This is a genomic window from Pseudomonas sp. HP_08, assembly GCF_055284095.1.
The window spans coordinates 15,681-40,616 of the sequence record NZ_JBTOQC010000003.1; the positions used below are offsets into that span (position 1 = coordinate 15,681).

The following is a 24,936-nucleotide window of genomic DNA, read 5'->3' on the forward strand; positions in this document are numbered from 1 at the left end:
ACAACTGTCAACTTCAAAGAGACAGTCATTCATGATTGAGCTACTTATTGCGACAGTGTTAACGCGATAACCTTGTTCTCACTTGCTCGACACCTGAATGCACAGGGTCGAAACCGAATGGAGAACCACCATGATCACTCTTCGCAAAGCTTCCGAACGTGGCGCCGCCGACCATGGCTGGCTGAACTCGCACCACACCTTTTCTTTCGCCAGCTACCACAACCCGCAGGAAATGGGTTTCTCCGACCTGCTGGTGATCAACGACGACCGCGTGCAGGCCGGCAAAGGCTTTGGCCAGCACCCGCACCGCGACATGGAGATTTTCTCCTATGTGCTCGAAGGCGCGCTGGAACACAAGGACACGCTGGGCACCGGCTCGGTGATCCGCCCCGGTGACGTGCAACTGATGAGTGCCGGCAGCGGCGTGGCGCACAGCGAGTTCAACCACTCGCATGAAGAAGGCGTGCACTTCCTGCAAATCTGGATCGTGCCCAACGTCGGCGGCGCCACCCCGAACTACCAGCAACAGCACTTCAGCGCCGAAGACAAACGCGGCCGCCTGAAACTGATCATCGCCCCCGACGGTCAGGACGGCGCGTTGCAGGTGCGCCAGGACGCCAGGGTGTATGCCGGGTTGTTCGACGGCGATGAGTCTGCCGAACTGACGCTCGACGCCGACCGCTACGCCTACGTGCATGTGGCCCGCGGCAGTGTGGTGCTGAACGGTCAGGCTCTGGGCGCAGGCGATGGTGTGAAAGTGCGCAATGAGCAACGCCTGCAACTGAGCCAGGGCGTGGATGCCGAGGTGCTGGTGTTTGATCTTCGTCCACAAGAGCGGCCACAACGTCCTTGAAAGCCGTTGCAGGCAATAAGCGGCAAGCCACAAGTACACGCATGAGGGATGCGCTGGCTTGTGGCTTTTTTGTTTAGGGGCAGCCGCTTGAACTGAAGGAGCTATACAGCCATTATTCGACACCCTGACACATGAATGTTTCAGGGTCGGCCAGCTCTTAACCAGTCGATGCCTCTATGAAAGCTCCCCCAGACCAGCCCCCTTCTGCGCCCTCAGGCCCGCTGTCATTGTCATCCGGCGATGCAACGGAGCGACTGCAACTGGCGCTGGAGGCCGGGGCGATTGTCGGGACCTGGGTGTGGGATATCCCCGCCGATCACTTTGTCGCCGATGAACGCTTTGCGCGGTCTTTCGGGTTGCCCGAGCAATTGTGCCGGGATGGGCTGGCCATCGATCAAGTGACCGAGTCCATTCATCCCGACGACCGGGAGCGGGTCGAAGCCGCCGTCGCCGAAGCCATGGCACGCGGCGGCCCTTATCGGTGCGAGTATCGGGTCCGTCAAATCGATGGTGTTTACCGCTGGATCGAAGCCAACGGCCGCGCCGAACTGGATGCTCAAGGGCGTGCCGTGCGCTTTCCCGGTGTGCTGATGGACATCGAGTCACGCCGGGTCGCGGAAGCCGAACGCGACCGGATGGCGGTGCTGCTGCGCACCTTTACCGCCGCGGTGCCCGGTGTGGTTTATGCCAAGGACCTGGAGGGCCGGATGCTGGTGGCCAATCAGGGGACCACTGACCTGATCGGCAAACCGCCTTCGTTCTACCTGGGCAAGACCGACCTTGAGTTTCTCGCCGATGAACGCCAGGCTCGCCAGATCATGGACAACGATCAGCGCGTCATGCACGGCGGCAAGGCGGTGCAGTTCGAAGAGCAGGTCGATATGCCGGATGGCTCCGAGGCGACCTGGCTGTCTCTCAAGGCGCCGCTGCTCAACGCCGCAGGCGAGGTCATCGGCCTGATCGGTTCCTCGGTCGATGTCACCGACCGCAAGAAGGCCGAGCGGGCGCTGCTGGAGCTCAACCTCACGCTGGAAGACCGGGTGGCCGCCGCCATCGCCGAGCGCGAAGTCGCCGAAGCCGCGCTGCGCCAGTCGCAAAAGATGGAAGCGGTCGGACAACTGACCGGCGGCATTGCCCACGACTTCAACAACCTGCTGGCCGGTATCAGCGGCAGCCATGAGTTGATCAGCTCGCGTCTTGAGCAAGGACGCTTGAGCGACGTGAAGCGCTATCTGGCCATCGCACAAGGTGCAACGCAACGCGCCGCCGCACTCACTCACCGTTTACTGGCGTTCTCCCGACGCCAGACGCTGGCCTCGGTGCCCACCGATGTCAACGCGCTGGTCAACGGTATGCGGGAACTGGTCAGCCGCTCGGTCGGGCCGTCCATCGAAGTCGAGATACAGCTTGAGCCCGAACTCTGGACCGCCTTGATCGATCCTGCGCAACTGGAAAGCGCACTGCTCAACCTGTGCATCAACTCGCGCGATGCCATGCCCGAGGGCGGCAAGATCTGCATCGACACGCTGAACACGCGGGTGACCGAAGACACAGGCCTGGATCACACGATTGCACATGGCAAATACCTGGTGGTTTCGGTGTCGGACTCTGGCATGGGCATGTCTGCCGAGACCATCTCCAAGGCGTTCGAGCCTTTCTTCACCACCAAACCCGTAGGCGCCGGCACCGGGCTGGGCCTGTCCATGGTTTACGGGTTCGCGCGCCAGTCTGGCGGCGATGTGCAGATTCATTCGACTGAGGGCCAGGGAACGCGGGTTGACGTTTACTTGCCGCGTCATCTGCATGAGCCGGTCGAACCCTGCGTGGCGCCTTCTTTGCCAGATTGCGCGCCGGTCGTTTCAGGCAAGACGGTCCTGGTGGTCGACGATGAACCCTCCGTGCGCCTGCTGGTCAGTGACGTGCTGAACCACCTCGGCTACACCGTTCTGCAAGCTGCCGACAGCAGGACCGGGCTGCAAATCCTGGAGTCTGCGGTGTCTATCGATGTGCTGGTTTCGGATGTCGGCCTGCCTGGCGGATTGAATGGCCGGCAGATGGCCGACAAAGGACGACGTTGCCGGCCTGGCTTGCCGGTGCTGTTTATCACCGGCTACGCAGAGGCCAATGTACTGGACCATGATTATCTGGAGCCTTGTACGGCGGTGCTGACCAAGCCGTTTGCCCTGGAGGCGCTGGCTTCACAGGTGAATGCGTTGCTCAAAGCCTGACCGGACAGAAATCGCCAATTTCCATTCATTGATCATTAATGCCGACGCCACTGCATGCCGGTGGTTGTCGAACCGTTATCAAAAGAGAACCGAGAATGCAGCAAGTCATGCTGAATCGCTTTTTCACGGCACTGCTCGCGCTGATGCTGCTAAGCGTCGTCGTGCCCGCCGTTGCCCAGGCAAAACCTGCGGCCCAGACCGTCAGCCCTAGCACGCTACCGGTCATAGTCGACGGCGCGAGCCTGGATGAGTTGAGTGAGCAACTGGATCTGATCCGGCAAAGGGTTTCAGTCAACGCCAACGATGACTTGCTCGCCAGCTTGCGCCAGGCGGCATTACAGGTGCAGAAACAGTCTGACAACCTGGTCTCCCGGCAAGCCGCAGACATCGATCATCTGGATGAGCAGCTCAACATTCTGGGGCCTGTACAGCCTGACGAGGCGCCGAGCCTGAGCAGCCAGCGTAAAGCGCTGACGGCGCAAAAAAACGCCTTGGCCAGCGACGAGCGCCAGACCAGCACCTTGAGCCAGTCGGCCCGGGATCTGGCCGTGCAGATCTCCAGCCTGCGCCGCAGCCTTTTCGACTCCCAGATCAGCACGCGCTCTGCGAGCCCGCTCAGTGCAACCTTCTGGACCGAGATGATTCGTCCGACCGACGACGATCTGGGGCGTTTGCGCAGTCTTTTCAAAGAAGTCGGTAGCGTCGTCGATACGGCACTGTCAGCGGAAAATCGCACTGTTTTCATCATCGTATTTTTGAGTGCACTGGTGATATGGGTGGTTGGCCGGCGCTTGCTGGAGCAGCTTCTGGTGTGGCTGATGATGAACCGGGTGCCCGAGGGCCGGCTGCGTCGAAGTGCCCTGGCGCTGGCGGTGGGCCTGGCGACCATCCTGACCATCAGCGCGGCCACGTCCCTGCTGCGCTGGGGGCTGGTGCGCAACGCGGTGCCCAGTGAAGACGTGCTTAACCTGCTCGACCAGTTGCAGACGCTGGTGCTGTTCAGCGCCTTCATTGTCGGGCTGGGCCGGGCGTTGCTGATGCTCTCTAATCCGTCCTGGCGCCTGCCGCAAATCCCCGACGAAATTGCCACGGCCATGGGCCGCTTCCCGGTGTTGCTGGCACTGGTGCTGATGATCATCGGCACGCAGGAACGCATCAACAGTGTGATCGCCAGCAGCCTGGCCCTGACCGTCGCCGTCAATGGCCTGACCGCACTGGCTGTGTCGCTGGTGTTCTTCTTCGCCCTGCTGCGCTACCGCCGGACCCGCCGTAAATTCGAGTTGCCGCGTCTTCCAGGCTTTGCCGGGCTGATTCCCTTCGTGGTTGCCGTCTGGGTAGGCCTGAGCCTCATCGCGTTGTTGAGCGGCTACCTGACGCTGGCCTACTTCCTTGCCGTAAAACTGATGTGGATGAGTGTGGTCGCCGCCACCGCCTATCTGCTGATCGCCTGCTTTGGCGATCTTTGCGAAACCCTGCTCTCGCCCAATCAACCCGGCGGATTGGCGTTTGGCTCCGCCATGGGCTTGTCGACCCGGCATCAGGCTCAGGCAAGCACGGTGCTTGCAGGCATCGGACGCACCCTGTTGCTGTTCACCGCGATACTGCTTGCCCTGCTGCCGTCCGGTTCCAGCCCCGGCGACATTCTGGAAAGCTTTACCCAACTGGATATCAGCAACCGCCCATTGGGCGGTCTGAACATCGTACCCGCCGATATCTTGCTGGCCCTGGTGCTTTTGGTCGTTGGTCTGCTGGGCGTTCGCGTCGTCAAAGACTGGCTGGGTGAACGGCTTCTACCGGAAACCAACATGGACGCCGGCATGCGCGCCTCCCTGGTGACGCTGGTCGGCTACATCGGCTTTATCGTGGTCGCGGCCACGGTGATGTCGACCCTGCATATCAGCCTGACCAACCTGACGTGGGTCGTCAGTGCCCTGTCGGTGGGTATCGGCTTCGGCCTGCAAGCGATTGTGCAGAACTTTATCTCCGGCCTGATCCTGCTCACGGAGCGCCCGGTCAAGGTCGGCGACTGGGTCAGCCTGGCGGGTGTCGAAGGTGATATCCGCCGCATCAATGTGCGTGCCACGGAAATCCAGATGTCGGACCGCTCGACCGTGATCGTGCCGAACTCGCAGTTCATCACCCAGAACGTACGCAACGTGACCATGGGCAATGCGCTGGGGGTGGTCGGCATCACCCTGACCTTGCCGCTGGACACCGATGTGCTGCAGATCCGCGAACTGCTGCTGCAAGCCTTCACCGAGCATGAAGCCATACTCGACACACCGGCGCCGTCGGTATCGTTCAAGGACCTGACCAACACAGGCGTGATCATCAGCGCCAGCGGCTACGTCAACAGCCCGCGTTCGGTTGGCGGAGCCCGAAGTGATCTGCTGTTCACCGTTCTGGGCCGCCTGCGTGACGTGGGTATCGCCCTGTCATCGCCGCAAAGCATGGTGCTGATTAACGAACTGCCCGAGAAGACGCGGCCGCAAGAGTAACAATCGTCTTCAACACCGCTGCCACAATCGCTTCGGGGCAATCCTCCTGAACCAGATGGCCGGCGTTTTCGACAGCCATGCATGGCTGGCCGGAAATCAGCCCGGCCAGCGCCTCGCCCTTTGCATAGGGGATCCATTCATCATGGCGTCCCCACAGCACAGTCACCGGGCAGTCGAGCCGGCCGTACAGGCCCTCGATTTCATCGGTATACACCTGGTCCATCTGGGCGATCTGCCGGTAGAAGGCGGGTTGCCCCACCGGCCCGGTCAAGGGCGCGCTGTAGATGTCCATGGCCTGTTCGGACAGCGGCTGATGCGCCGCCGATTGCAGGTAGGCTTTCAAGAGTGCGCGATGCATGTAATCGGGCATGCCCGCGAACGCCTGCTCATGCTGGCGCACGTGCTGCACGAAGGGTGAACCCCAGGGCGCCAGCGCCACCGCATCGAAAATCGTCAGCGAGGCATAGCGCAAACCGTTCAGGTAATAGCCGCGCAGGGCCGTCGCCCCACCAAAGTCATGCGCCAGCACATCGGGGCGCTCAAGGCCCCATTCCTGAAAAAGTGCGTGAAGCACTCTGTTCTGCACCGCCAGCGACACGTCCTGACCGGCGCGCTGTTCGGACTGCCCGTAACCGACCAGATCGAAATAGTAGACAGTCCGGCGGTCGATCAGATACGGCACCACCTTGCGCCAGACCTGAGAAGAAAAGGGAGTGCCGTGGATGGCCACCAACGCAGGGCCATTACCCGCTTTCCCCCAACGAACAGCGTTGCCTTCGATGATTGTGGTGTTCGGCAAATCCAGCATCGCGCTCAACCTCATATTGTCATTTAGCTATTCGACGATATGATGGCCCGCATGAACAGATCAAGACAAATTACGGCCATGGCCAGCGAGCAACGTTTGAAAATCCTTCAGTTACTCGCTGACCCGAAAAAGCACTTCAGCCAGCAGTGGTCGGCCGACGCCGTCGGGTTCGGGGTGTGTATGACGCTGATCGCACAAGCACTCGGCATCGCGCAACCCACGGCCAGCCGGCACCTGGCGATCCTCAAGGAGGCGGGATTCATTACCGTGAAAAAGCACCTGAAGTGGTCTTATTGCCAGCGCGATGAGGCCGTAATCGCCGATTATCTGCACTGGCTGGCTGAGCAGTTGCACGCTAAAAGTGAGAGAACATGAGCGAGTTTGACTTCAAAGCACGATTTATCAGCGCACTGCCCTCTGTCCCGCCCGAACTGGACCTCGGTTTCGAGGAGTTCGTGGTCTACGAGCGCAGCCGCCTTGGCGCTATCGCGCCGCAAGACGCCGATTTTCTTGTCACTCACGGCCTGCCACGGGATGCGGCGCCCTTCCTGAGCTTTGCAGCCTACAGCGAAGCGCAAATAGCCCAGCGGCTCTCGGTATTCGGGATCAGCGATAACTATTTCCCGCTCGGCCACAATGGCTCCGGAGATGTCGTGGCCATTGATCGCTTGAGCCGCGAAGTGGTTTATTTGAATCATGACGTCGATAACGCGCGCGTATTCATCAACTCCACACTGCCGTTGTTTGCACAGTGTTTATGCATCTTTCAGGAGCATCTGCGCGACAACCGCCTGCAATGGTGCCTGACCGAGATCGAGCGGGTTGATTCTGCGGCGGCGATGCCTGGGACGATGTGGGCCGAGGCGGTCAATGAGGAGTTTGGTTGAACTGAGGCAATGCGCGCGATGAACAAGGATGACCAACACCCCATGACCGACCACCCACACCTGCACCGCGACGGCTATGCCCTGCTCCGCCAGGCAATTCCCAGCGGCTGGCTGGCAGACCTGCGCAGCGCCTTCGATACCCACGTAAAACCCTCCGATCAGTGGCCTGTGCCGCGCGGTCCGGGCTGGCGTCACTCGATGCTCGATTGCGATCCGGCCATTCAGGCGGTATGCCGCCTGCCGCAGGTGCTGGCGGTCGTCGGTGCATTGATTGGCGAGCGCTTCTTCCTCACCCAGGTCGAGGGTCGGGAACCCGTTGCCGGCGGTGGGCATCAGCGATTGCACCGCGATTTGTCGGCGCAGCGGCCCGGCGATACGGTGGGCGTCATGGCTTTTTTCGACGACTACGGTCCCGAGAATGGTGCAACCCGAATTGTGCCCGGCAGCCATCGACCGGACGCTGCAGCGCCGCCGTTTGATTTCGCTGACGAATCCGGGTCGGTGCAGCTTTCAGGCAAGGCGGGGGACATTCTGGTCTTCGATGTCGACCTGGTGCACGCGGGCAGCCTGAACATTGGCGGTGCTCGCCGTCGTTCGATTCTGATCGGTTATGCCTCAGAGCATCTGTACGCCACCTACCAGCAAACCGCGCAGCTGCGTAATGTGCGGATGGACACGAGCGAGCGGTTCGAGCCCGCGGACTTTGTCTTCGACAGGGGCTAAGGCTGTACCGGTTGCTCGTACCGATCCTGGATCCGTTGCAACTCGCCCGAGTCACGCAATTGCTCAAGCGCGTGGTTCCAGGCAGCCACGACTTCATCGTCACAGTCACGGCTGAAGGCGATGTACAGCGATGAGCGATACAGCTCGACCGGGATCTTGCGCAATGTGCCGGCAGCGATATCCAACTGGCGACTGTAGTACGCAACGCCTGCATCGGTGTCGCCAACGATGACGGTGGTGCGTCCGGCCAGCAGCATGCGGTACAGCTGGCGGTTATCAGCGGCACTGGTATCCAGATTATTGAAGCCCCGCGCCTTTAGCCGGTCGGGCACCAAGCCTGCGTGGCGTGTGGTGATTTGCGCCGCAGCCTGCAATTGCTCCAGGGTGTCCAGCGGCGGCGCGCTGGTCAGTTGCCAGGCGTGAATGGACTCTTCGACAATCGGGCCAACCCACTTGTACAACGGCTCGCGTTCCGGGGTGCGAAACATCGAGTACATGATCGTTCTGGGCCGGTGTTTCAAGACATAGCTGGCGCGCATGCTCGGCAACAGCAGCATCTCGAAGTCATCGCCGGTGAGCGCCATGATGGCCCGGACAATCTCGGTGGTCATGCCGGAGAGCTGATCATTGCGCTGGAAATTGTACGGTGCCCATTCTTCAGTCACGACCTGATAGGGCGCGGCATTGACCTGAATACCGTGCGACAGGCAAAGCAGTGCTGCAACAAGGGTCGGATACTTCATGAGCGCTGCCTGGCAAACGGCTGGGTGTTCAAGGGGGCTCCTGTTCAAGGGGCAAGGCAAGCATAGACCTTAACGGCGGCGCTCAGTGCACCACGCTATAGCTGCACCGGCAACCCGAACCGAAAGGTCGCGCCCTGCCCCGGCCTGTCCAGCAGTTCAATCGTCACCCCGTGCAATTGCAGAATCTGATAGACGATGCGCAAGCCCAGGCCGCCATCGCGACGTGCCCCACCAATGGTGAACGGCCGCAAAAACAGGCCTTCGCGCAGTTCGGCGGCAATGCCGGGGCCGGTATCGGCGACGATGAAACTGACTCGCTCACCCAGCGCTTCCAGTTGCAACGTCACCGTGCCGTGCTCTGGCGTATGGCGCAGGGCGTTGTCCAGCAGGTTGGTCAGCACGCGCTCGATCAGGCCCAGGTCGGCATACACATCCTGTACCCGGCCGGGCATCTTCGCGTCGAGGCTGATGTGCCGGGTTTCGGCGCTCAGTTCGAATTTTTGCAGCACGTCCTGAATCAGGTCCAGCGGCGAGAAGCGTTCGATCACCGGCTTGACGAAGCCGTGCTCCAGGCGCACCAGCTCCAGCAACGCCTGGGCCAGGCCGCCGACCTTGCGGCTCTGGTCCAGCGCGGTGGCCAGGTAGCGCTGGCGCTCCTCGGCACTCAGGCGCTCGCCCTTGATCGACAGCACTTCCAGATAACCATGCAAGGACGCCAGCGGTGTGCGCAGGTCGTGGGAAATATTCGCCACCAGCTCGCGGCGCTCTTGCTCCTGACGGTTGAGGGCGCGCAGTTGCTCGGCCAGCCGGGTCTGCATCTGGACGAAGGTGCTTTGCAGCGCACCGATTTCATCACCGCGACTGCCGTGCTCCACCAGCGGCGCAGGCTCGACGCTGGCATCGATGTCGAAGCGTTCCAGTGCTTCGGTCAGGCGCCGCAGCGGGCGGGTGATCCAGGCAAATGCGGCAAGACCGGCCAGCAGGCACAGCGTGGCGATCAGGCCGATGGCCCAGACCGCCGTGGTCAGCGCCTCGCTGGTGGCCCCGCGCTCGGCGAAGCGGTCGTGGGCTTCGCCCAGCAGCACGACATACAGAAAGCCGGCACGCTGCCCGGCGACCATCAAGGGCGCCACGCTGAACACCTTGCGCGCCTCAAGGCTGCGCGGGTCGTCGCCGGTGATCGGCAGCGGATCGCCGGCGAGAAAGCGCTGGATCGGCGCCAGATCGACATGGTCGCGCAGCAGCCGATTACGCGGCGCGGCGTCACCGATGATGCGCCCGTCGACATCCAGCAAGTACACCTCGACGCTGGGGTTGACCAGCATCAACTGGCTGAACAGCTCACGCAGCGCACCGGGCATCAGACCGTTGGCGTCCATCAGTTGCGTGTCGCTGGCAATGTGTCGGGCCAGATCGCGGGACAGCTCTTGCACCACCTCCAGTTCATGCATGCGACTGGAGCGCATCTGCAACCAGATCGAGGAGCCGCAACACACCAGCAACAGCAACGCGAACACCAGCGCCAAGCGCCGGGTCAGGCTCAGGGTGAAGGCCTTTTTCATCAGGACACCTCTCCTGACCCGGCAAATTTATAGCCACGGCCCCACACCGTAAGGATGCGCGCAGGGCTCGACGGATCGGCTTCGATCTTGGCCCGCAGCCGGTTGATGTGGGTATTGACCGTGTGCTCATACCCTTCGTGGCTATAACCCCACACCGCATCGAGCAGTTGCATGCGCGAGAACACCGTGCCCGGCTGGCGGGCGAAGAAGTACAACAGGTCGAATTCGCGCGGGGTCAGGTCCAGCGCCGCGCCGTTGAGTGCAGCCTCGCGGCTGATCGGGTCGATGGCCAGCCCGGCCACCTCAAGGCGGCCGCTGTCCAGGCGCAGGTTACGCGCCATGGCCTCGACCCGGCGCAGCAGCGCCTTGACCCGCGCCACCAGTTCCATCATCGAGAACGGCTTGGCGAGGTAATCGTCGGCGCCCAGTTCCAGGCCGAGGATGCGGTGCATTTCGCTGGAGCGGGCACTGGTGATGATGATCGGTGTATAGCGGGTCATGGCGCGGGCGCGCCGGCAGATTTCCAGGCCATCGACGCCGGGCAGCATCAGGTCGAGAATCAGCGCATCCCAGCCGCCCTGCTCCAGCAGGCGCAGGCCTTGCTCGCCATCGGCGCTGTGCACCACCTCGAAACGCTCATCGCGCAGGTGCAGGCAGATCAGGTCGGCGATGTGCACATCGTCCTCGACCACCAGCACGCGTTTGACCTGCTCCATTGGATTCGATGCTCTGATAATGATTTGCCCGATGCCGGCTCGTAGGAGCGGCTTTAGCCGCGAACCGCAGCACCGCCATTCTCACACACGCTGATAGAGGCAGTTATCACGAATTGTTTAACTCTGCGTGAGGATTTGGCGAGTGGCCAGCGCGTAGTCTGATCCCATCACTAAAAGGGACGGACACGATCATGTTCTCAAGACGACAACTGTTGCTCAGTGCCGGCACGCTTGGCGTGGCGGCCACCGCCTTCAGCGTGCTGCCGCGTTGGGCCGATAGCCGCGATCAGCGACCTGAAGACGACGCCGTGGGCAGCTTCGAGGTCAGCCATACCGATGCCGAATGGCGCCAGCAGCTGAACGACGAGCAGTACCGCGTCTTGCGTCAGGAAGGCACCGAACGTCCCTGGAGCAGCCCGCTCAACGAAGAACACCGCGCCGGCACCTTTGCCTGCGCCGGCTGCCAGTTGCCGCTGTTCGCCTCTGAAACCAAATTCGACAGCCACACCGGCTGGCCGAGTTTCTGGCAACCGCTGGAGCAAGCCGTAGGCCAGCGCACCGACCGCGCCTACGGCATGCTGCGCGCAGAAGTGCATTGCCGGCGTTGCGGCGGCCATCTGGGCCATGTGTTCGATGACGGCCCGCGCCCCACCGGCCTGCGTTATTGCATGAATGGCGCCGCCATGACCTTCACTGCCAAGGCTGCCTGAGAGAACCCGCCATGTTGCTGATCATCCTTGCCTATCTGGGCGGCCTGCTGACCATTCTCAGCCCGTGCATCCTGCCGGTGCTGCCGTTTGTCTTCGCCCGCGGAGGGCGTCCGTTTCTGCGTAACGGCCTGCCATTGCTGGCCGGCATGGCCCTGACCTTTGCGCTGGTGGCGACCCTGGCGGCGGTCGGTGGCGGCTGGGTGGTGCGCCTGAACCAGTACGGTCGCTGGCTGGCGCTGGCGTTTATCGCCCTGTTCGCCCTGACGCTGCTATTGCCGGGGCTGGCCGATCGTTTGACCCGGCCTTTGGTAGCCGCCGGTAACCGGCTTAACAGTGCGGCCGGGCAGACAAGCCAGCCACATGCCGGCACCTCGTTGCTGATCGGCATCGCCACCGGCCTGCTATGGGCACCGTGCGCCGGGCCGATTCTCGGCCTGGTGCTGACGGGCGCTGCGTTGCAAGGCGCCAGTGTCGGCAGCAGCCTGCTGTTGCTGGCCTATGCCGCCGGCGCTACCACTTCGCTGGCCCTGGCGTTGCTGGTGGGCGGCAAACTGTTTGCGCTCATGAAGCGCACGCTCGGTGCCGGCCAATGGCTGCGGCGCGCGCTGGGCGCGGTGATGCTGGCCGGCGTGGCGGCCATTGCGCTGGGCCTGGACACCGGCCTGCTGACCCGCCTGTCGACCGCCAGCACGGGCAGTCTTGAGCAGCGGCTGGTCGATGGCCTGACCGAACAGCCCGACAGCGGCGCGATGATGATGGCCGCCAAGCCAGGCAACGCCCCGAGTCTTGCGGTCGAAGGCACCCTGCCCGCGCTGGACGGCGCCGTGCAATGGCTTAATTCGCCGCCGCTGAGCGCGCAGGCGCTGAAAGGCAAGGTGGTGCTGGTCGATTTCTGGACCTACTCGTGCATCAACTGCCTGCGCAGCCTGCCCTATGTCAAAGCCTGGGCCGAAAAATACCGCGATCAGGGCCTGGTGGTGATCGGCGTGCACGCCCCGGAATTCGCCTTCGAGCGCGACATCGATAACGTTAAAAAGGCCAGTCGCGACCTGGGCGTGAACTACCCCGTGGCCATCGACAATGACTACGCCATCTGGCGGGCCTTCAACAATCAATACTGGCCCGCGCATTACTTCATCGATGCCAAGGGCAACATCCGCTATCACCATTTTGGCGAGGGCAAGTATGAGGAGTCGGAGCGGGTCATCCAGCAATTGCTGCGCGAGGCCGGCCACAACGAGGTTGACGCGGGCATGGTCAACGTCGATGCCAGCGGCGCACAACAGGCGGCCACCCAGGGCCTGCGCTCGCCGGAAACGTACCTGGGCCATGAGCGCGCCGAGCGTTTCGTTTCACCGCAAGGCCTGCAAGCCGACCGCGTGGCGGACTACAGCCTGCCGGGCAGCCTGAAACTCAACGACTGGGGCCTGGCTGGCCAGTGGCAGGTCAATGATGAGAGCGCCGTGCTGAAGGCGGCCGGTGGACACATCACTTACCGCTTCAAGGCCCGCGATGTGCATCTGGTGCTGGGGCCCTCCGCCGACGGCAAACCGGTGCGTTTCAAGATCACGATGGACGGCCAGTTACCGGCCGACGCCCACGGCGTTGACGTGAATGCCGACGGCAGTGGCACGGTCACCGGACAACGCCTGTACCAATTGCTGCGCCAGCCGGACAGCGTCGGCGAACACACTTTCGACATCGAATTTCTCGACCCTGGCGTACACGCCTACGCCTTTACCTTCGGCTGATTGAGCCTGGAGTTTGCCATGCGTTTATTGACTCGTTTCACCTTCAAGCGCCTGATGCCCGCCCTCGCCGGGCTGGCCTTCCTGCAGATCAACGCGTGCTCGATGGCCGCCGAAGAGGCCGTGGTCATCCCGCCACCGGCCCACGACCTGGCCAGCCACAACGCCAACAGCGCCACGGCAGTATTCGCCGGCGGCTGCTTCTGGGGTGTGCAAGGCGTATTCCAGCATGTGCGCGGCGTCAGCCAGGCGGTGTCGGGCTATGCTGGCGGCAGCGCCCAAACCGCCCATTACGAACAGGTCGGCGGCGGCGACACCGGGCATGCCGAAGCGGTGCAGATCACCTACGACCCGCAGCAGGTCAGCTATGGCACGCTGCTGCAAGTGTTCTTCTCGGTGGCCCACGACCCGACCCAACTCAACCGCCAGGGCCCGGATAGCGGTACGCAATACCGCTCGGCAATCTTTGTTCAGGACGACGCCCAGAAAGCCGTGGCCCAGAACTACATCGCCCAGCTGGATGCCGCGCACGTGTATGCCAAACCGATCGTCACCCGCCTTGAACCGTTGGCAGGCTTTTATGCGGCGGAGGATTACCACCAGAACTTTCTGACCAACCACCCGAACCATGGCTACATCGTGGTCAACGACCTGCCCAAGGTGCGCAATCTAGAGGCGATGTTTGGTGACAGGTATGTGCGTGAGCCGGTGCTGGTGAACGTCAAGTAGAAGCTTGCGGACAGCGATTCGTCTCGTTGCGTTAGCAGTCATAAACTTTCAGCGCCTCATGGATTTCCATGAGCGCTTGGCGCTCAATCGCCAGCAGAGCTGCCTTCCACGGACTGCGTCGACTCACCATTCAGCGGCTGACACCTGACCTGTGGGAGGCTGCATTGCAGGCGAAGACTCAGTCTGGGCACTGAATATGTGTCGGATGTACCGCCCCTTTCGCCAGCAAAGCTGCCTCCCACGGACTGCGTCGACTCACCATTCAGCGGCTGACACATGACCTGTGGGAGGCTGCTTTGCAGGCGATGACTGAGCCTGGGCACTGAATATGTGTCGGATGTACCGGCCCTTTCGCCAGCAGAGCTGCCTCCCACGGACTGCGTCGGCTCACCATTCAGCGGCTGACACATGACCTGTGGGAGGCTGCTTTGCAGGCGATGACTGAGCCTGGGCACGGAATATGTGTCGGATGTACCGACCCTTTCGCCAGCAGAGCTGCCTCCCACGGACTGCGTCGACTCACCATTCAGCGGCTGACACATGACCTGTGGGAGGCTGCCTTGCAGGCGAAGACTGAGTCCGGGCACGGAATATGTGTCGGATGTACCGGCCCTTTCGCCAGCAGAGCTGCCTCCCACGGACTGCGTCGGCTCACCATTCAGCGGCTGACACTGGACCTGTGGGAGGCTGCCTTGCAGGCGAAGACTGAGTCCGGGCACTGAATATGTGTCGGATGTACCGACCCTTTCGCCAGCAGAGCTGACTCGTGCAAGATCGGCGGAACTCTGTGCAAGGAGTCGGTTTACAACGTACCGCCAGGCCACTCCTTATGTTTGATACCTTGCAATACGGCGACAACATTGCCACCATTGCGAATAAGTGTCATTCGCTAAAGGTCAGCCACCTTGATTGCCAGCCATTCCCCTGATTCCCCGTCCCGCCAGCAGATTCTGCACCGCCTGTTTGGGGATCATCACGGCTGGCTGCTCGACCGTCTGCGTTTGCGCCTGAATTGTCGCGAGGATGCCGCCGACCTGGCGTCGGAGACGTTCGCCCAGGTGGTGGCGATGCCCGACCCGCAGAGCATCCGTGAGCCTCGGGCCTTGTTGAGTACCATCGGCAAGCGGCTGATCTTTGCCCGCTGGCGGCGCAACGATATCGAGCAGGCTTACCTCGAGGCGCTGGCGACGCTGCCGGAGGCCACCGCGCCATCGCCGCAGGAGCACTGGCTGGTGATGGAGGCGTTGATGGAGATCGACCGCTTGCTCGACGGCCTTTCTTCCAAGGCGCGGTCGGCGTTTCTGTCCAGCCAGCTCGACGGTTTGACCTATGCACAGATCGCCGCCGACCTCGGCGTGTCGGTGACGCGCGTGCATCAGTATGTGGTGCAGGGCCTGACCGCCTGTTATCGGGCGGCCCCTTGAGCGGCTTGCCGCCGGCGGTGGCGCAGGCCATCGAATGGTATGCGCGACGCTCGTCAGGCGCCTTCGATGATGTTTCGCAGCGTCAGTTGCAAGGCTGGCTGGACGCCGATGCCAGCCATCGCCAGGCCTGGCTGGCCTTGCAGCAGCAGCTGAACCGCACGCTCAGTCCCTTGGCGCAACAACCCGGTTCGACTCATGCCTTGCGTCACAGTGGCCACACCCGCCGGCGGGTGTTGCGCGGTGCGCTGGGGCTGGGCGCGGTGGCGGTGGGCACGCACTTGCTGAGCCGGCAAAGCAGCCCGTTGTATGCGCGCTGGGGTGCCGACTTGCGCACAACCACCGCGCAGCGTCGCGCGTTTACGCTGGACGATGGCTCGACCCTGCTGCTGAATGCCGAAAGCTCGGTCGACCTGGACTTCAACGCCAGCCAGCGCCGCGTGCAACTGCTGCGCGGTGCGGTGCTGGCCGAGGTGCGCAGCGAGCCGGGACGGCCGTTCGTGCTGGCCTGCCCGTGGGGTGAAGCCTGGCTGGAAGGCGGCAGTTGCCTGCTGTCGCGCCAGGACAATCAGGCGCAGCTGTGGGCCATGAGCGGCCAGTTGCAATTGCGTACCGCGCAGCAACGCCAGACGCTGAACGCCGGCGAAGGCCTGGCATTCGATGGCAACCGCTGGCAGGCAATCGCCGCGCAGCACACCAACGAGCGCAGTTGGACACGCGGCCTGCTGGAGGTTCACGACCAGTCGCTGGGCAATGTCATCGAGCACCTTGTGCCTTATCACCGTGGCGTGTTGCAGGTTTCGGACAAAGCCGCCGCGCTACGCATTTCCGGCGTGTTCACGCTGGATGACAGCCAGGGCGCGCTGGCTGCGCTGAAGGATGTACTGCCCTTGCGGATCGAAAACTACCTGGGCCTGTGGACGCGAATCGACACAGTCTGATTTTTTGGACTACGTCTGCGTAGGAGCTGCTTCAGTTGCGAAGGGCATAACCGGTGTCGTGCCCTTCCCGACTAAAGTCGGTCCTACGGTATGCAATACACAATACAAATATGATTTTTTTCATATTGCCCCTGAAAAATTTCCAGGCTCGCGTCACATACCAGGCAGTACCGCGTTATTCGCGTCCCGCAGAACCCTTTGTCGAGCCCTCCTTCATGCATACAACTACCCCATTCGCGCTGGTGATCAGCGGGTGCCTGGCCAGCTTCAGCACCTTTGCCGCCGACGCCGTCTATGACTTCAACGTGGCCGCCGGGCCCTTGGCCAACACGCTGATCAGCATCGGTCAGGTCAGTGGCCGCCAGGTGCTGTTCGTGCCGGCCGATGTCGAAGGTCGTCAGGCGCGTGCGCTGCGTGGTCAGCTCAGTTCTCAGGAAGCGGTGCGCCAGAGCCTGCAAGGTACCGGCCTGAGCCTGCGGGTCACCGCCAGTGGTGCGCTGAGCGTGCAGCCGGTGAATGGCGACGGTTTGACCCTGGATGCCACGGTGATCGACGCCTCGCGCCAGGGCGCGCTGGCCGATGGCAGCAATGAGTACGCTGCACGCCGCGCCCCGGCTGCGAGCACTACACGCCTAGGCCTGAGCAACAAGGAAACGCCGCAGGCGATCAGCACCGTGACCGCCCAGCAGATCGAAGACTTCAAGCTCACCAGCGTCAAGGATGCGCTGCGCAGCGCGCCGACGGTCACTGTCGAGCAGTTTGAAACCGACCGCACCGCGTTCACTTCGCGCGGTTTCACCATCGACAACTTCGAATACGACGGCATGGGCATGCCGTTCTCGTCCGGCGTATTGCTGGGCGATCAGGACCTGGCCGAATTCGAGCAGATCGATGTGCTGCACGGCGCCAACGGCCTGATGAGCGGCGCCGGCAACCCGTCGGCCACGGTCAACGCGGTGCGCAAACGCCCGACCGACACGTTCGAGGCGAAGATCAACACCAGCGCAGGCTCCTGGGACAACCGCCGCCTGGACGTCGATGTCGGCGGCCCGCTGACCGACAGCGGCAATGTGCGCGGGCGCTTTATCTATGCGCACGACAAGGGCAATTCTTACATGGACCGCTACAGCCACGAGATCAATGTGGCGGCGGGCTTGCTGGCCTTCGATCTGTCGGATGCCGACACCCTGACCGTCGGCTACTCCGACCAGAAGAGCAATTCCAACGGCAGCACCTGGGGCGCCCTGCCGATTGCCGACTACGCCGGCAACCGCATTCACTACAGCAGCCGCAGCTCGAGCATCGGCCAGCCGTGGACTTACTGGAATATCCACACCCAGCGTGCCTTCGCCGAGCTGGCGCACGACTTTGGCAATGGCTGGAAGAGCACCCTCACCGTCACCGGCGTCAATCAGCATCAGGACACCCAGATGCTGTATGCCATCCCGGCCACGGCCAGCGATGTCTACGCCTACATCAACCGCACCACCAGCACCGAACACCAGATCACTGGCGAGGCGCAGTTGTCGGGGCCTTTCAGCCTGTTCGGCCGTGAGCACGACTTTACCGTGGGCGCCAACTACGGCCGCAGTCGCCACGATGAACGCGGGCATTATCGCGATGCGTCCGGCAACCAGATTGTCAGCCTCGCCGACGCCCTGGCCGGCACGGTGATCGAGCCTGCACTGACCTACACCGACGACCTCAACACCCAGCACTTCACCGACCGGCAGAAAAGCCTGTTCAGCGGCGCGCGTTTCAGCCTGACCGACGACCTGCACTGGATCGTCGGCGCGCGCATGCTCAGCGCCGACGGCGAAGGCATGGGCTATGGCTCGCCGCACGACACCCGCGTACACGGCAAGGTGACGCCCTACACCGGCGTGGTCTACGACCTGACTCCGCAGTGGAGCCTGTACGCCAGCTGGACCGAGATCTTCAAGCCGCAATACCTGCGCAGCACCGCCGGTGGCGTGATCGAACCGCTGGAAGGCAAAAGCACCGAAGCCGGTATCAAGGGCAGCCTGCTGGATGACCGCCTGAGCCTGACCGCGGCGGTGTTCAAGACCGAGCAGCAAAACGTCGCCGAAACCACCGGCGAGATCATCAACGGTCAGTACGCCTACCGTGGCGTGGACTTCAAGAGCCGTGGCGTCGAGCTGGAAGCTTCAGGCGAAGCACTGCCGGGCCTGGAACTGGCCGCCGGCTACACCTATGTGCGCATCGAAGACAACGAAGGCGACAAGGCGCGTCGCTATGTGCCCAACCATACCGTGCGCGGCAGCGTGACCTACCGCCTGCCCGGCCTGCCGCAAGCCAAGGTCGGCACCCGCGTGCAATGGCAAAGCGCGACCGAAGCCGACTCCAACCGCCGGGTCAGCCAGGACGCCTACGCACTGGTCGATTTGATGACCAGCTACGACTTCAACGAGCACTGGAGCACCTCGCTGAACCTGAACAACGTCTTTGACCAGAAATACCTGCTGTCGCTGTACCAGACCGCAGGCTCCAGCAACTACGGCGCCCCGCGCAATGTCATGGCCTCGGTGAGCTGGAAGTACTGATCGGCGATCCGTCGGGTTTTACTGCAGATCGCCGACATACCCATCGACAATCCGCTTGATCGTGCCGTCGCCGCGCAAGGTGTCGACGGCCTTTCTGAAACGCTGAATCATCGTTTCGTTGCAGGTTTTCGAGCACGCCAAGTACAGGTCGGTGGTCATCAGCACCGGGCTCATCAGCAATGGTTTGCTGGAAACGCCGCGCCAGATATAGCGGCTTTCCGGTACGCCGTTGAACCACGCATCCACACGTCCCAACAACAGCATCTGCGCCGGGTTGTCGCCGATTTTCAACGAATAGATCTGCTCGTCGCTGAAGCCTTCGTCGCGCAGCTTCTGCTCTTGGGCGCTGCCCATGCCGACGGCGATCCGGGTATAGGTGTTGCGCGCCTGCTCGAAGGTTTCGACCCGTTTGTCCAGGCTGAAAAACGCCCGGTCCATGCTCATGACCGGCGCGATCCAGGTGTATTTCGTTTCCCGGTCCGGGGTGCGCGACAACGGGATGATCAGCAGGTCCTCCCCGAGCTGCACGGTGCGCTGGCCGCGCGACCAGGGCAAGTTGACCAGGCGCAGGTCATAGCCCGCCAAGGCGGCGGCTTGCAGGGTCGCGTCGCCGACAATGCCGTGGCGACCGTCCGGCCCTGGCATGGTCAGAGGCGGCGCATCGGGAAAATAGACATCAATGGCGCTGGCCGCGGCCACGCCTGCCGAACCGAACAGCGCGGCAGCAAGCGCTGCCCTGAGCAGGTTAAAGACTCGTGCATGCAGGCTGCGCGAACGTCTGGTCAAAAGACCCATCAAGGTGATCCGGTAAAAAGGTGGCAATCAGGCATGAGACCACAGCAGCATAGATCGAAACACGAAGCAGCGCCTGCTGGCGATATACTCCGCACCTTTCAAATCCGTCCGGGAGACGTTCATGGAGCAGGTTTTGCTCATCGTTGACATGCAGTCCACCTTCAGCCCGCCGGAATGGCTCATCGACCGTATCCGCTTTGTCTCAGCGAAGATTCCCACCGTCGCCTCGATCGAGCTGCACGACGAACAGGTCACCCCATTTGCAAAACAACTCGGCTGGCATCCTGCAGCCGAGGATGAAAGCCTGATCGAAGCTGATGAAGTTTTCGTGAAACACGGCTACGGACAAACACCCGAGACCCTCGAGTACCTCAAGCGTCTGGGCGTCGAGCGGGTGCTGGTGTGTGGACTGCAGACCGAAACCTGCGTGCTGGCGGCAGGTTTTGCGCTGTTCGATGCGGGGCTGAACCCGACGCTGGTGACCGACATGACCATAGGCTCATCGCTCGACCGGTCGGGGAAGATGGGCATCGAGTTGTGGAAGCATCATTTTGGGCAAGTGACCACGGCGGCCGAGGTGCTGGCCGGGCTCGCATGAATCCGGGTGTGTGTGAATTACGCCAAAGAGCGTACTTACACGCAGGTTTTGCTGGCAGCAGCAGGATCACAAACACGTTCAGTGCCGACAATCTGTAATTCACACACGCTTGCCAAGGCCGCCGCCAATGCTTGATAACGACCTGATCAGAATCCACAGCATCACCCACAGCGACTGGATCGCGTTGCGCGATCACCTGGCGTCGAACGGCTGGACATTAAGCAAGGGCGGCGGACTCGATCACTCCTGGGCCACCTTGAGGCAAGGCGAGTTGCTGATCGAGATGGAATACGACCGCTGGGATGACGGCGATATTGCCTATGAGCGTACGCAGGCAGCGCGCATTGAAGCGCTGCTGCCTGCGGGTATGCTGGGCGGCTAGCGCTTATTCGATCTTCACCTTCGCCGCACGAATCACCTCGCCCCAGCGCTTGTGGTCATCGGCAATCAACTGGCCGAATTCGGCCGGCGTGCTTTTTTCCAGAGTGATGCCGTTCTGGGCGAAACGCTCGGCGGTTTGTGGCTCGTCGGCGATGACCTTGATCGCGCTGCTCAGGCGTTCGACCACCGCGGGCGGCGCGTCTTTTGGCAGGACGATGCCGAACCAGCCGGAGGCCACAAAACCTGGCAGGCCGGCTTGCAATGCACCCGGCACGCCCGGCAGCAGCGGCGAAGGCTCGGCGCTGCTGAGCACCAGGCCTTTGAGTTTGCCGGCCTTGATCTGTGGCGCCAGCACGGTCACGGTGTCGACCGCAACATCCACTTCGCCGCCCAGCAGGCCGGTCACGGCCGGTGCGCTGCCTTTGTAGGGCACGTGCAGCAGGTCGATGCCAGCGAGGTTTTTCAACAGTTCACCCGACAAGTGGCACAAGGTGCCGTTGCCGCACGACGAGTAGCTGAGGGCGCCGGGACGTGCCTTGGCTTCGCTGATCAGCTCTTGCAGGGTGTTGATCTTGCTGCTGGCGTTGACCGCGACGACGTTGGGCACCGAGGCCAGCACCGCGACCGGGGTGAAGTCTTTCAGCGCATCGAAGCGCAGGTCGCTTTGCAGGTTCGGCAGAATGGTCAGTTGCCCGGCAGTGGCCAGCGACAGGATGTAGCCGTCGGGCTTGGCCTTGGCCGCGTATTCGGCGGCGATGGCGGTGCCGGCGCCGGGTTTGTTTTCAACCACCACCGGCTGGCCGAGCGAGGTCGACAGTTGCTCGGCGTAGTAGCGCCCGACGGTGTCGGCCGCGCCGCCTGGCGGGAACGGCACGATCAGGGTGACCGGGCGGCTTGGGTACGTATCGGCCTGGGCCAGGCTGGCCATAACGCCCAGAGCGAGGCCGGCGAGTATTGCGGTGGTCTTTTTCATGTACGGCTCGTTGTTCAGGATGGAAGAAAATCAGGGTTGAAAAGAAAAGGGCTCAGTCTTCGCTGAAGGCCACCTGGCGAGTGGCGCGAAAGCGCGGCAGCAGCATCAGCGCGATGATCACAGCGGTCACGATCAGCAGGGTCAGGCTCAGCGGGCGCTGGAAAAACACCAGCGGGTCGCCACGCGACAGCAACATGGCGCGGCGCAGGTTTTCTTCCATCATGGGGCCGAGGATGTAGCCCAGCAGCAGCGGCGCCGGCTCGCAGCGCAGCTTGATGAACAGGTAGCCGAGCAGGCCGAACCCCACGGTCAGCAGCACGTCGAACAGGCTGTTGTTGACGCTGTACACGCCGATGCAGCAGAACAGCAGAATCGCCGGGTACAGCAGGCGGTACGGCACCGACAGCAGGCGCACCCAGATGCCGACCAGCGGCAGGTTGAGCACCAGCAGCAACAGGTTGCCGATCCACATGCTGACGATCAGGCCCCAGAACAGCTCGGGGCGTTCTTCGATCACCTGCGGGCCGGGCACGATGCCGTGGATCATCATCGCGCCGGCCATCAGCGCCATGACCGCATTCGACGGCAGGCCCATGACCAGCATCGGAATGAACGAGGTCTGCGCCCCGGCGTTATTGGCCGACTCGGGGCCGGCCACGCCTTCGATGGCGCCCTGGCCGAAGCGCTCGGGCTCCTTGGCCAGGCGCTTTTCGATCATGTACGAGGCAAACGAGCCGAGCATCGCGCCGCCGCCGGGCAGGATGCCCAATAACGAACCGAGCCCGGTGCCGCGCAGAATCGGCTTCCATGAGCGGCGGTAGTCGTCGCGGCTGGGCAGCAGGCGCCCGACACGGGCGATTTTCTGCTGACCGGTGTGATCACGCTCCAGGTTGGCGATGATCTCGGCGATGCCGAAGATGCCCATCGAGATCACCACGAAGCTGATGCCGTCGCTCAGTTGCGGCAGGCCGAAGGTAAAGCGCTCGACCCCGGAGTTCACATCCGTACCGACCATGCCCAGCAACAGGCCGAGAATGGTCATCGCCAAGGCGCGCAGCACATCGCCTTGCGCCAGCACAATCGCCGCCACCAGCCCCAGCAGCATCAACGAGAAATAATCGGCCGGGCCGAACTGCAAGGCAAAGGCTGCCAGTGGCGTAGCCGCTGCGGCCAGCAGCAGAATGGCCAGGCTGCCGGCGATGAACGAGCCAATGGCAGCGATGGCCAGCGCCGCGCCCGCCCTGCCCTGTCGCGCCATGGCGTGGCCGTCGATGCAGGTGACCACCGAGGACGATTCGCCGGGCAGATTGACCAGAATGGCGGTGGTCGAGCCGCCGTATTGCGCGCCGTAATAGATGCCCGAGAGCATGATCAGCGCCGCCGACGGCGTCAGCCCGTAGGTGATCGGCAACAGCATGGCAATGGTCGCCACCGGCCCCAGCCCCGGCAAGACGCCGACCAGCGTGCCGAGGGTCACACCCAGCAGGCAATACAGCAGGTTCTGGACGGTGAAGGCCGCGTCCAGGCCCATGCTCAGGTGTGCGAGCAGCTCCATGATCAATCCTCAGACCGGCAGCACAGGCAGGTTCAGGCCCAAGGCCCAGGCAAACACCAGCGCACTGAAACCACCGAGCACGCTGCCCAGCACGGTCAGTTCGGTGAAACTGGCCTTGCGCCGCGCCAGGCCGCTGAGCAAGGTCATCGCCAGGGTCGCCAGTGCCAGGCCGAGGCTCGGCAGCAACACGGCAAACGCCACCACGCTGCCGATGATCGACAGCCCCGGACGCCAGGTGAACAAGCCGCCCAGCCCGACCTGCTCTTCGGAAAACGCCAGGCCGCGCAGCAGAATGAACGCACCCAGGGCACTGAGCAGCGCGCCGATCAGCAGCGGAAAGTAGCCGGCGCCCATGCGCATCACCGTGCCGATGCTGTACTCGCCGGCCAGCGCTAATGCCACGCCGCCAAAGCCCAGAAACAGCAACCCTGCACAGACATCACGGGCATCGCTGACCCGCGCGTGCCAGCGCTTCACGGTTGCACCGTGGCGCTGGCTGAAGTCGCCGCGACCTTGGGTTGCAAGGCGGCCGAGAACGACTGGTCGAACAGGTTGGCCGCAGGATATGCCTTGACCACGCCCAGGCCGCCGAAGAAATCGATGGTCTGTTGCGCACCGCTGATCACGCTGGCATCCAGCGGGCCGAGGTCGGTGCGGGCACGGCCGAACCAGCTTCGGGCAATGTCGCCGTCGGCGCGGGTGCGCTGGGCCCAGGCGTCAGCGTATTGCTCGGTGTGCGCCGGGTCCTGGCGCGCCCATTCGCGGGCTTTTTTCAGGCGCTGGAGAAAGTCTTCGATGGCCGCGCGCTTCTCGGCGATGGCCTTGTCGTTGGCGACCACATAGCTCTGCGCCGGAATCAGGTCCTTGGCGGTGGCAATCACGCGCGCGCCCTGGCGTTCCTGCTGGGTCACGTAGGGTTCCCAGGTGGCGATCACGTCCACCGAGCCGCCATCCAGCGCATGCGAGGAATCCAGCGCGCTGAGGTAGCGCACATCCAGCGAGTCACGCGGCACGCCGGCCTTGTCCAGCGCGGTGAGCAGCAGTTGCTGGCTCCACGAGCCTTTCCAGATCGCTGCACGCTGGCCGCGCAGGTCGGCCACGGTTTTCACCGGCGAGTCCTTGCGCACCAGAATCGCGATGCCGTCGAGGCTCTGCCGGCTCACGGCAACGACCTTGATCGGCGCACCGAGGGCGCCCAGAAACAGCGCCGGCGCATCGCCGAGCAGGCCCACATCGAGGCTGCCGACATTCAGGGCTTCGGCCACCGGCGCACCGGCGGTGAACTGCTTGAATTCCAGGGTGTACGGCAGGTTGTCGAGCACCTTGGCCGCTTCCATCACGGCCTGGGCGTTGTAACTCTGGTCGCCGACATTCAGGGTCAGCGCCGAGGCTGAAAAGCTCAAGGCAGCAGCGAGCAGGCCGACGGCCAGTTGCAGGGGTTTACGCACGATAAGTCTCCACGGGCCGCAGCGGCCTGGAATGGGGAGCCCGATCCGCGTATGC

23 protein-coding genes are annotated in these 24,936 nt (G+C 62.9%); 14 read left to right on the forward strand and 9 right to left on the reverse strand.

Going from position 1 to position 24,936, the window contains the following annotated elements:
• Window positions 1–130 precede the first annotated feature (130 nt).
• From ACYAS9_RS04110 to ACYAS9_RS04120, 3 genes are all read left to right on the forward strand, one after another.
• Window positions 131–853, forward strand: a complete 723-nt coding sequence (locus ACYAS9_RS04110) for a pirin family protein (protein WP_463567046.1) — start codon at window positions 131–133, stop codon at window positions 851–853.
• Between the two features lie 176 nt (window positions 854–1,029).
• Complete coding sequence (locus ACYAS9_RS04115; protein ID WP_463567047.1) at window positions 1,030–3,081, forward strand: hybrid sensor histidine kinase/response regulator; 2,052 nt, start codon at window positions 1,030–1,032, stop codon at window positions 3,079–3,081.
• Between the two features lie 95 nt (window positions 3,082–3,176).
• Window positions 3,177–5,579 carry a DUF3772 domain-containing protein gene (locus tag ACYAS9_RS04120; RefSeq protein WP_463567048.1) on the forward strand — a complete coding sequence of 801 codons (2,403 nt, stop codon included), beginning with the start codon at window positions 3,177–3,179 and terminating at the stop codon, window positions 5,577–5,579.
• On the opposite strand, the gene ACYAS9_RS04125 is transcribed toward ACYAS9_RS04120, so the two are convergent.
• Window positions 5,542–6,387, reverse strand: coding sequence for an alpha/beta fold hydrolase (locus tag ACYAS9_RS04125; protein WP_463567049.1), 846 nt, complete (start codon window positions 6,385–6,387; stop codon window positions 5,542–5,544). The genes ACYAS9_RS04120 and ACYAS9_RS04125 overlap by 38 nt on opposite strands.
• A 78-nt stretch (window positions 6,388–6,465) precedes the next feature.
• Here ACYAS9_RS04125 and ACYAS9_RS04130 point away from each other — a divergent pair, with 78 nt between their 5' ends.
• From ACYAS9_RS04130 to ACYAS9_RS04140, 3 genes are read left to right on the forward strand one after another with little or no spacing between them, the layout of a single operon-like run.
• Complete coding sequence (locus tag ACYAS9_RS04130) at window positions 6,466–6,762, forward strand: ArsR/SmtB family transcription factor (RefSeq protein WP_463567050.1); 297 nt, start codon at window positions 6,466–6,468, stop codon at window positions 6,760–6,762.
• Window positions 6,759–7,274 (forward strand): SUKH-4 family immunity protein, encoded by a 516-nt coding sequence (locus ACYAS9_RS04135; protein WP_463567051.1) that lies wholly within the window; start codon window positions 6,759–6,761, stop codon window positions 7,272–7,274. Before ACYAS9_RS04130 ends, ACYAS9_RS04135 begins: the two co-directional genes overlap by 4 nt.
• Window positions 7,275–7,316: 42 nt before the next feature.
• On the forward strand, window positions 7,317–7,997 hold the full coding sequence (locus tag ACYAS9_RS04140) for a phytanoyl-CoA dioxygenase family protein (RefSeq protein ID WP_463567231.1): 681 nt from the start codon (window positions 7,317–7,319) through the stop codon (window positions 7,995–7,997).
• On the opposite strand, the gene ACYAS9_RS04145 is transcribed toward ACYAS9_RS04140, so the two are convergent.
• From ACYAS9_RS04145 to ACYAS9_RS04155, 3 genes are all read right to left on the reverse strand, one after another.
• Complete coding sequence (locus ACYAS9_RS04145) at window positions 7,994–8,740, reverse strand: substrate-binding periplasmic protein (RefSeq protein WP_463567052.1); 747 nt, start codon at window positions 8,738–8,740, stop codon at window positions 7,994–7,996. The two genes, ACYAS9_RS04140 and ACYAS9_RS04145, sit on opposite strands and share 4 nt — an antisense overlap.
• Window positions 8,741–8,835: 95 nt before the next feature.
• Window positions 8,836–10,302 (reverse strand): ATP-binding protein, encoded by a 1,467-nt coding sequence (locus ACYAS9_RS04150; RefSeq protein WP_463567053.1) that lies wholly within the window; start codon window positions 10,300–10,302, stop codon window positions 8,836–8,838.
• Window positions 10,302–11,018 carry a response regulator transcription factor gene (locus ACYAS9_RS04155; RefSeq protein WP_463567054.1) on the reverse strand — a complete coding sequence of 239 codons (717 nt, stop codon included), beginning with the start codon at window positions 11,016–11,018 and terminating at the stop codon, window positions 10,302–10,304. The genes ACYAS9_RS04150 and ACYAS9_RS04155 overlap by 1 nt, the downstream gene beginning before the upstream one ends.
• Before the next feature lie 191 nt (window positions 11,019–11,209).
• On the opposite strand from ACYAS9_RS04155, the gene msrB reads away from it, so the two are divergent.
• From msrB to ACYAS9_RS04185, 6 genes are all read left to right on the forward strand, one after another.
• Complete coding sequence (msrB, locus tag ACYAS9_RS04160) at window positions 11,210–11,728, forward strand: peptide-methionine (R)-S-oxide reductase MsrB (protein WP_463567055.1); 519 nt, start codon at window positions 11,210–11,212, stop codon at window positions 11,726–11,728.
• Between the two features lie 11 nt (window positions 11,729–11,739).
• Window positions 11,740–13,479 carry a cytochrome c biogenesis protein DipZ gene (locus tag ACYAS9_RS04165; protein ID WP_463567056.1) on the forward strand — a complete coding sequence of 580 codons (1,740 nt, stop codon included), beginning with the start codon at window positions 11,740–11,742 and terminating at the stop codon, window positions 13,477–13,479.
• 18 nt (window positions 13,480–13,497) lie between these two features.
• A complete protein-coding gene (msrA, locus tag ACYAS9_RS04170; protein WP_463567057.1) occupies window positions 13,498–14,205 on the forward strand; it encodes a peptide-methionine (S)-S-oxide reductase MsrA in 708 nt (235 codons plus the stop codon).
• 905 nt (window positions 14,206–15,110) lie between these two features.
• Window positions 15,111–15,629, forward strand: a complete 519-nt coding sequence (locus ACYAS9_RS04175; RefSeq protein WP_463567058.1) for a sigma-70 family RNA polymerase sigma factor — start codon at window positions 15,111–15,113, stop codon at window positions 15,627–15,629.
• Window positions 15,626–16,567: a FecR domain-containing protein gene (locus ACYAS9_RS04180; RefSeq protein ID WP_463567059.1), complete on the forward strand. Its 942-nt coding sequence runs from the start codon at window positions 15,626–15,628 to the stop codon at window positions 16,565–16,567. Before ACYAS9_RS04175 ends, ACYAS9_RS04180 begins: the two co-directional genes overlap by 4 nt.
• 215 nt (window positions 16,568–16,782) lie before the next feature.
• Window positions 16,783–19,131 carry a TonB-dependent siderophore receptor gene (locus tag ACYAS9_RS04185; RefSeq protein ID WP_463567060.1) on the forward strand — a complete coding sequence of 783 codons (2,349 nt, stop codon included), beginning with the start codon at window positions 16,783–16,785 and terminating at the stop codon, window positions 19,129–19,131.
• A gap of 18 nt (window positions 19,132–19,149) precedes the next feature.
• Here the strand turns inward: ACYAS9_RS04185 and ACYAS9_RS04190 are convergent, their stop codons facing one another.
• Complete coding sequence (locus ACYAS9_RS04190; RefSeq protein ID WP_463567061.1) at window positions 19,150–19,926, reverse strand: substrate-binding periplasmic protein; 777 nt, start codon at window positions 19,924–19,926, stop codon at window positions 19,150–19,152.
• Between the two features lie 121 nt (window positions 19,927–20,047).
• On the opposite strand from ACYAS9_RS04190, the gene ACYAS9_RS04195 reads away from it, so the two are divergent.
• Both ACYAS9_RS04195 and ACYAS9_RS04200 read left to right on the forward strand, forming a co-directional pair.
• Window positions 20,048–20,524, forward strand: coding sequence for a cysteine hydrolase family protein (locus ACYAS9_RS04195; RefSeq protein WP_463567062.1), 477 nt, complete (start codon window positions 20,048–20,050; stop codon window positions 20,522–20,524).
• A 127-nt stretch (window positions 20,525–20,651) separates the two neighbouring features.
• Window positions 20,652–20,906 carry a hypothetical protein gene (locus ACYAS9_RS04200; protein ID WP_463567063.1) on the forward strand — a complete coding sequence of 85 codons (255 nt, stop codon included), beginning with the start codon at window positions 20,652–20,654 and terminating at the stop codon, window positions 20,904–20,906.
• 3 nt (window positions 20,907–20,909) lie between these two features.
• Here the strand turns inward: ACYAS9_RS04200 and ACYAS9_RS04205 are convergent, their stop codons facing one another.
• From ACYAS9_RS04205 to ACYAS9_RS04220, 4 genes are read right to left on the reverse strand one after another with little or no spacing between them, the layout of a single operon-like run.
• Entirely contained in the window at window positions 20,910–21,878 is a 969-nt protein-coding gene (locus ACYAS9_RS04205; RefSeq protein ID WP_463567064.1) for a Bug family tripartite tricarboxylate transporter substrate binding protein, read from the reverse strand.
• Window positions 21,879–21,930: 52 nt separating this feature from the next.
• A complete protein-coding gene (locus ACYAS9_RS04210; protein ID WP_463567066.1) occupies window positions 21,931–23,433 on the reverse strand; it encodes a tripartite tricarboxylate transporter permease in 1,503 nt (500 codons plus the stop codon).
• A gap of 9 nt (window positions 23,434–23,442) precedes the next feature.
• Window positions 23,443–23,910 carry a tripartite tricarboxylate transporter TctB family protein gene (locus ACYAS9_RS04215; protein ID WP_463567067.1) on the reverse strand — a complete coding sequence of 156 codons (468 nt, stop codon included), beginning with the start codon at window positions 23,908–23,910 and terminating at the stop codon, window positions 23,443–23,445.
• Window positions 23,907–24,881, reverse strand: coding sequence for an ABC transporter substrate-binding protein (locus ACYAS9_RS04220; protein WP_463567068.1), 975 nt, complete (start codon window positions 24,879–24,881; stop codon window positions 23,907–23,909). The genes ACYAS9_RS04215 and ACYAS9_RS04220 overlap by 4 nt, the downstream gene beginning before the upstream one ends.
• Window positions 24,882–24,936 lie beyond the last annotated feature (55 nt).

Bases quoted from the DNA above. Each gene is read 5' to 3' on its own strand.
- ACYAS9_RS04110 (WP_463567046.1), top strand. From the start codon at position 131: ATGATCACTCTTCGCAAAGCTTCCGAACGTGGCGCCGCCGACCATGGC.
- ACYAS9_RS04115 (WP_463567047.1), top strand. From the start codon at position 1,030: ATGAAAGCTCCCCCAGACCAGCCCCCTTCTGCGCCCTCAGGCCCGCTG.
- ACYAS9_RS04120 (WP_463567048.1), top strand. From the start codon at position 3,177: ATGCAGCAAGTCATGCTGAATCGCTTTTTCACGGCACTGCTCGCGCTG.
- ACYAS9_RS04125 (WP_463567049.1), bottom strand. From the start codon at position 6,387: ATGCTGGATTTGCCGAACACCACAATCATCGAAGGCAACGCTGTTCGT.
- ACYAS9_RS04130 (WP_463567050.1), top strand. From the start codon at position 6,466: ATGGCCAGCGAGCAACGTTTGAAAATCCTTCAGTTACTCGCTGACCCG.
- ACYAS9_RS04135 (WP_463567051.1), top strand. From the start codon at position 6,759: ATGAGCGAGTTTGACTTCAAAGCACGATTTATCAGCGCACTGCCCTCT.
- ACYAS9_RS04140 (WP_463567231.1), top strand. From the start codon at position 7,317: ATGACCGACCACCCACACCTGCACCGCGACGGCTATGCCCTGCTCCGC.
- ACYAS9_RS04145 (WP_463567052.1), bottom strand. From the start codon at position 8,740: ATGAAGTATCCGACCCTTGTTGCAGCACTGCTTTGCCTGTCGCACGGT.
- ACYAS9_RS04150 (WP_463567053.1), bottom strand. From the start codon at position 10,302: ATGAAAAAGGCCTTCACCCTGAGCCTGACCCGGCGCTTGGCGCTGGTG.
- ACYAS9_RS04155 (WP_463567054.1), bottom strand. From the start codon at position 11,018: ATGGAGCAGGTCAAACGCGTGCTGGTGGTCGAGGACGATGTGCACATC.
- msrB (WP_463567055.1), top strand. From the start codon at position 11,210: ATGTTCTCAAGACGACAACTGTTGCTCAGTGCCGGCACGCTTGGCGTG.
- ACYAS9_RS04165 (WP_463567056.1), top strand. From the start codon at position 11,740: ATGTTGCTGATCATCCTTGCCTATCTGGGCGGCCTGCTGACCATTCTC.
- msrA (WP_463567057.1), top strand. From the start codon at position 13,498: ATGCGTTTATTGACTCGTTTCACCTTCAAGCGCCTGATGCCCGCCCTC.
- ACYAS9_RS04185 (WP_463567060.1), top strand. From the start codon at position 16,783: ATGCATACAACTACCCCATTCGCGCTGGTGATCAGCGGGTGCCTGGCC.
- ACYAS9_RS04190 (WP_463567061.1), bottom strand. From the start codon at position 19,926: ATGGGTCTTTTGACCAGACGTTCGCGCAGCCTGCATGCACGAGTCTTT.
- ACYAS9_RS04195 (WP_463567062.1), top strand. From the start codon at position 20,048: ATGGAGCAGGTTTTGCTCATCGTTGACATGCAGTCCACCTTCAGCCCG.
- ACYAS9_RS04200 (WP_463567063.1), top strand. From the start codon at position 20,652: ATGCTTGATAACGACCTGATCAGAATCCACAGCATCACCCACAGCGAC.
- ACYAS9_RS04205 (WP_463567064.1), bottom strand. From the start codon at position 21,878: ATGAAAAAGACCACCGCAATACTCGCCGGCCTCGCTCTGGGCGTTATG.
- ACYAS9_RS04210 (WP_463567066.1), bottom strand. From the start codon at position 23,433: ATGGAGCTGCTCGCACACCTGAGCATGGGCCTGGACGCGGCCTTCACC.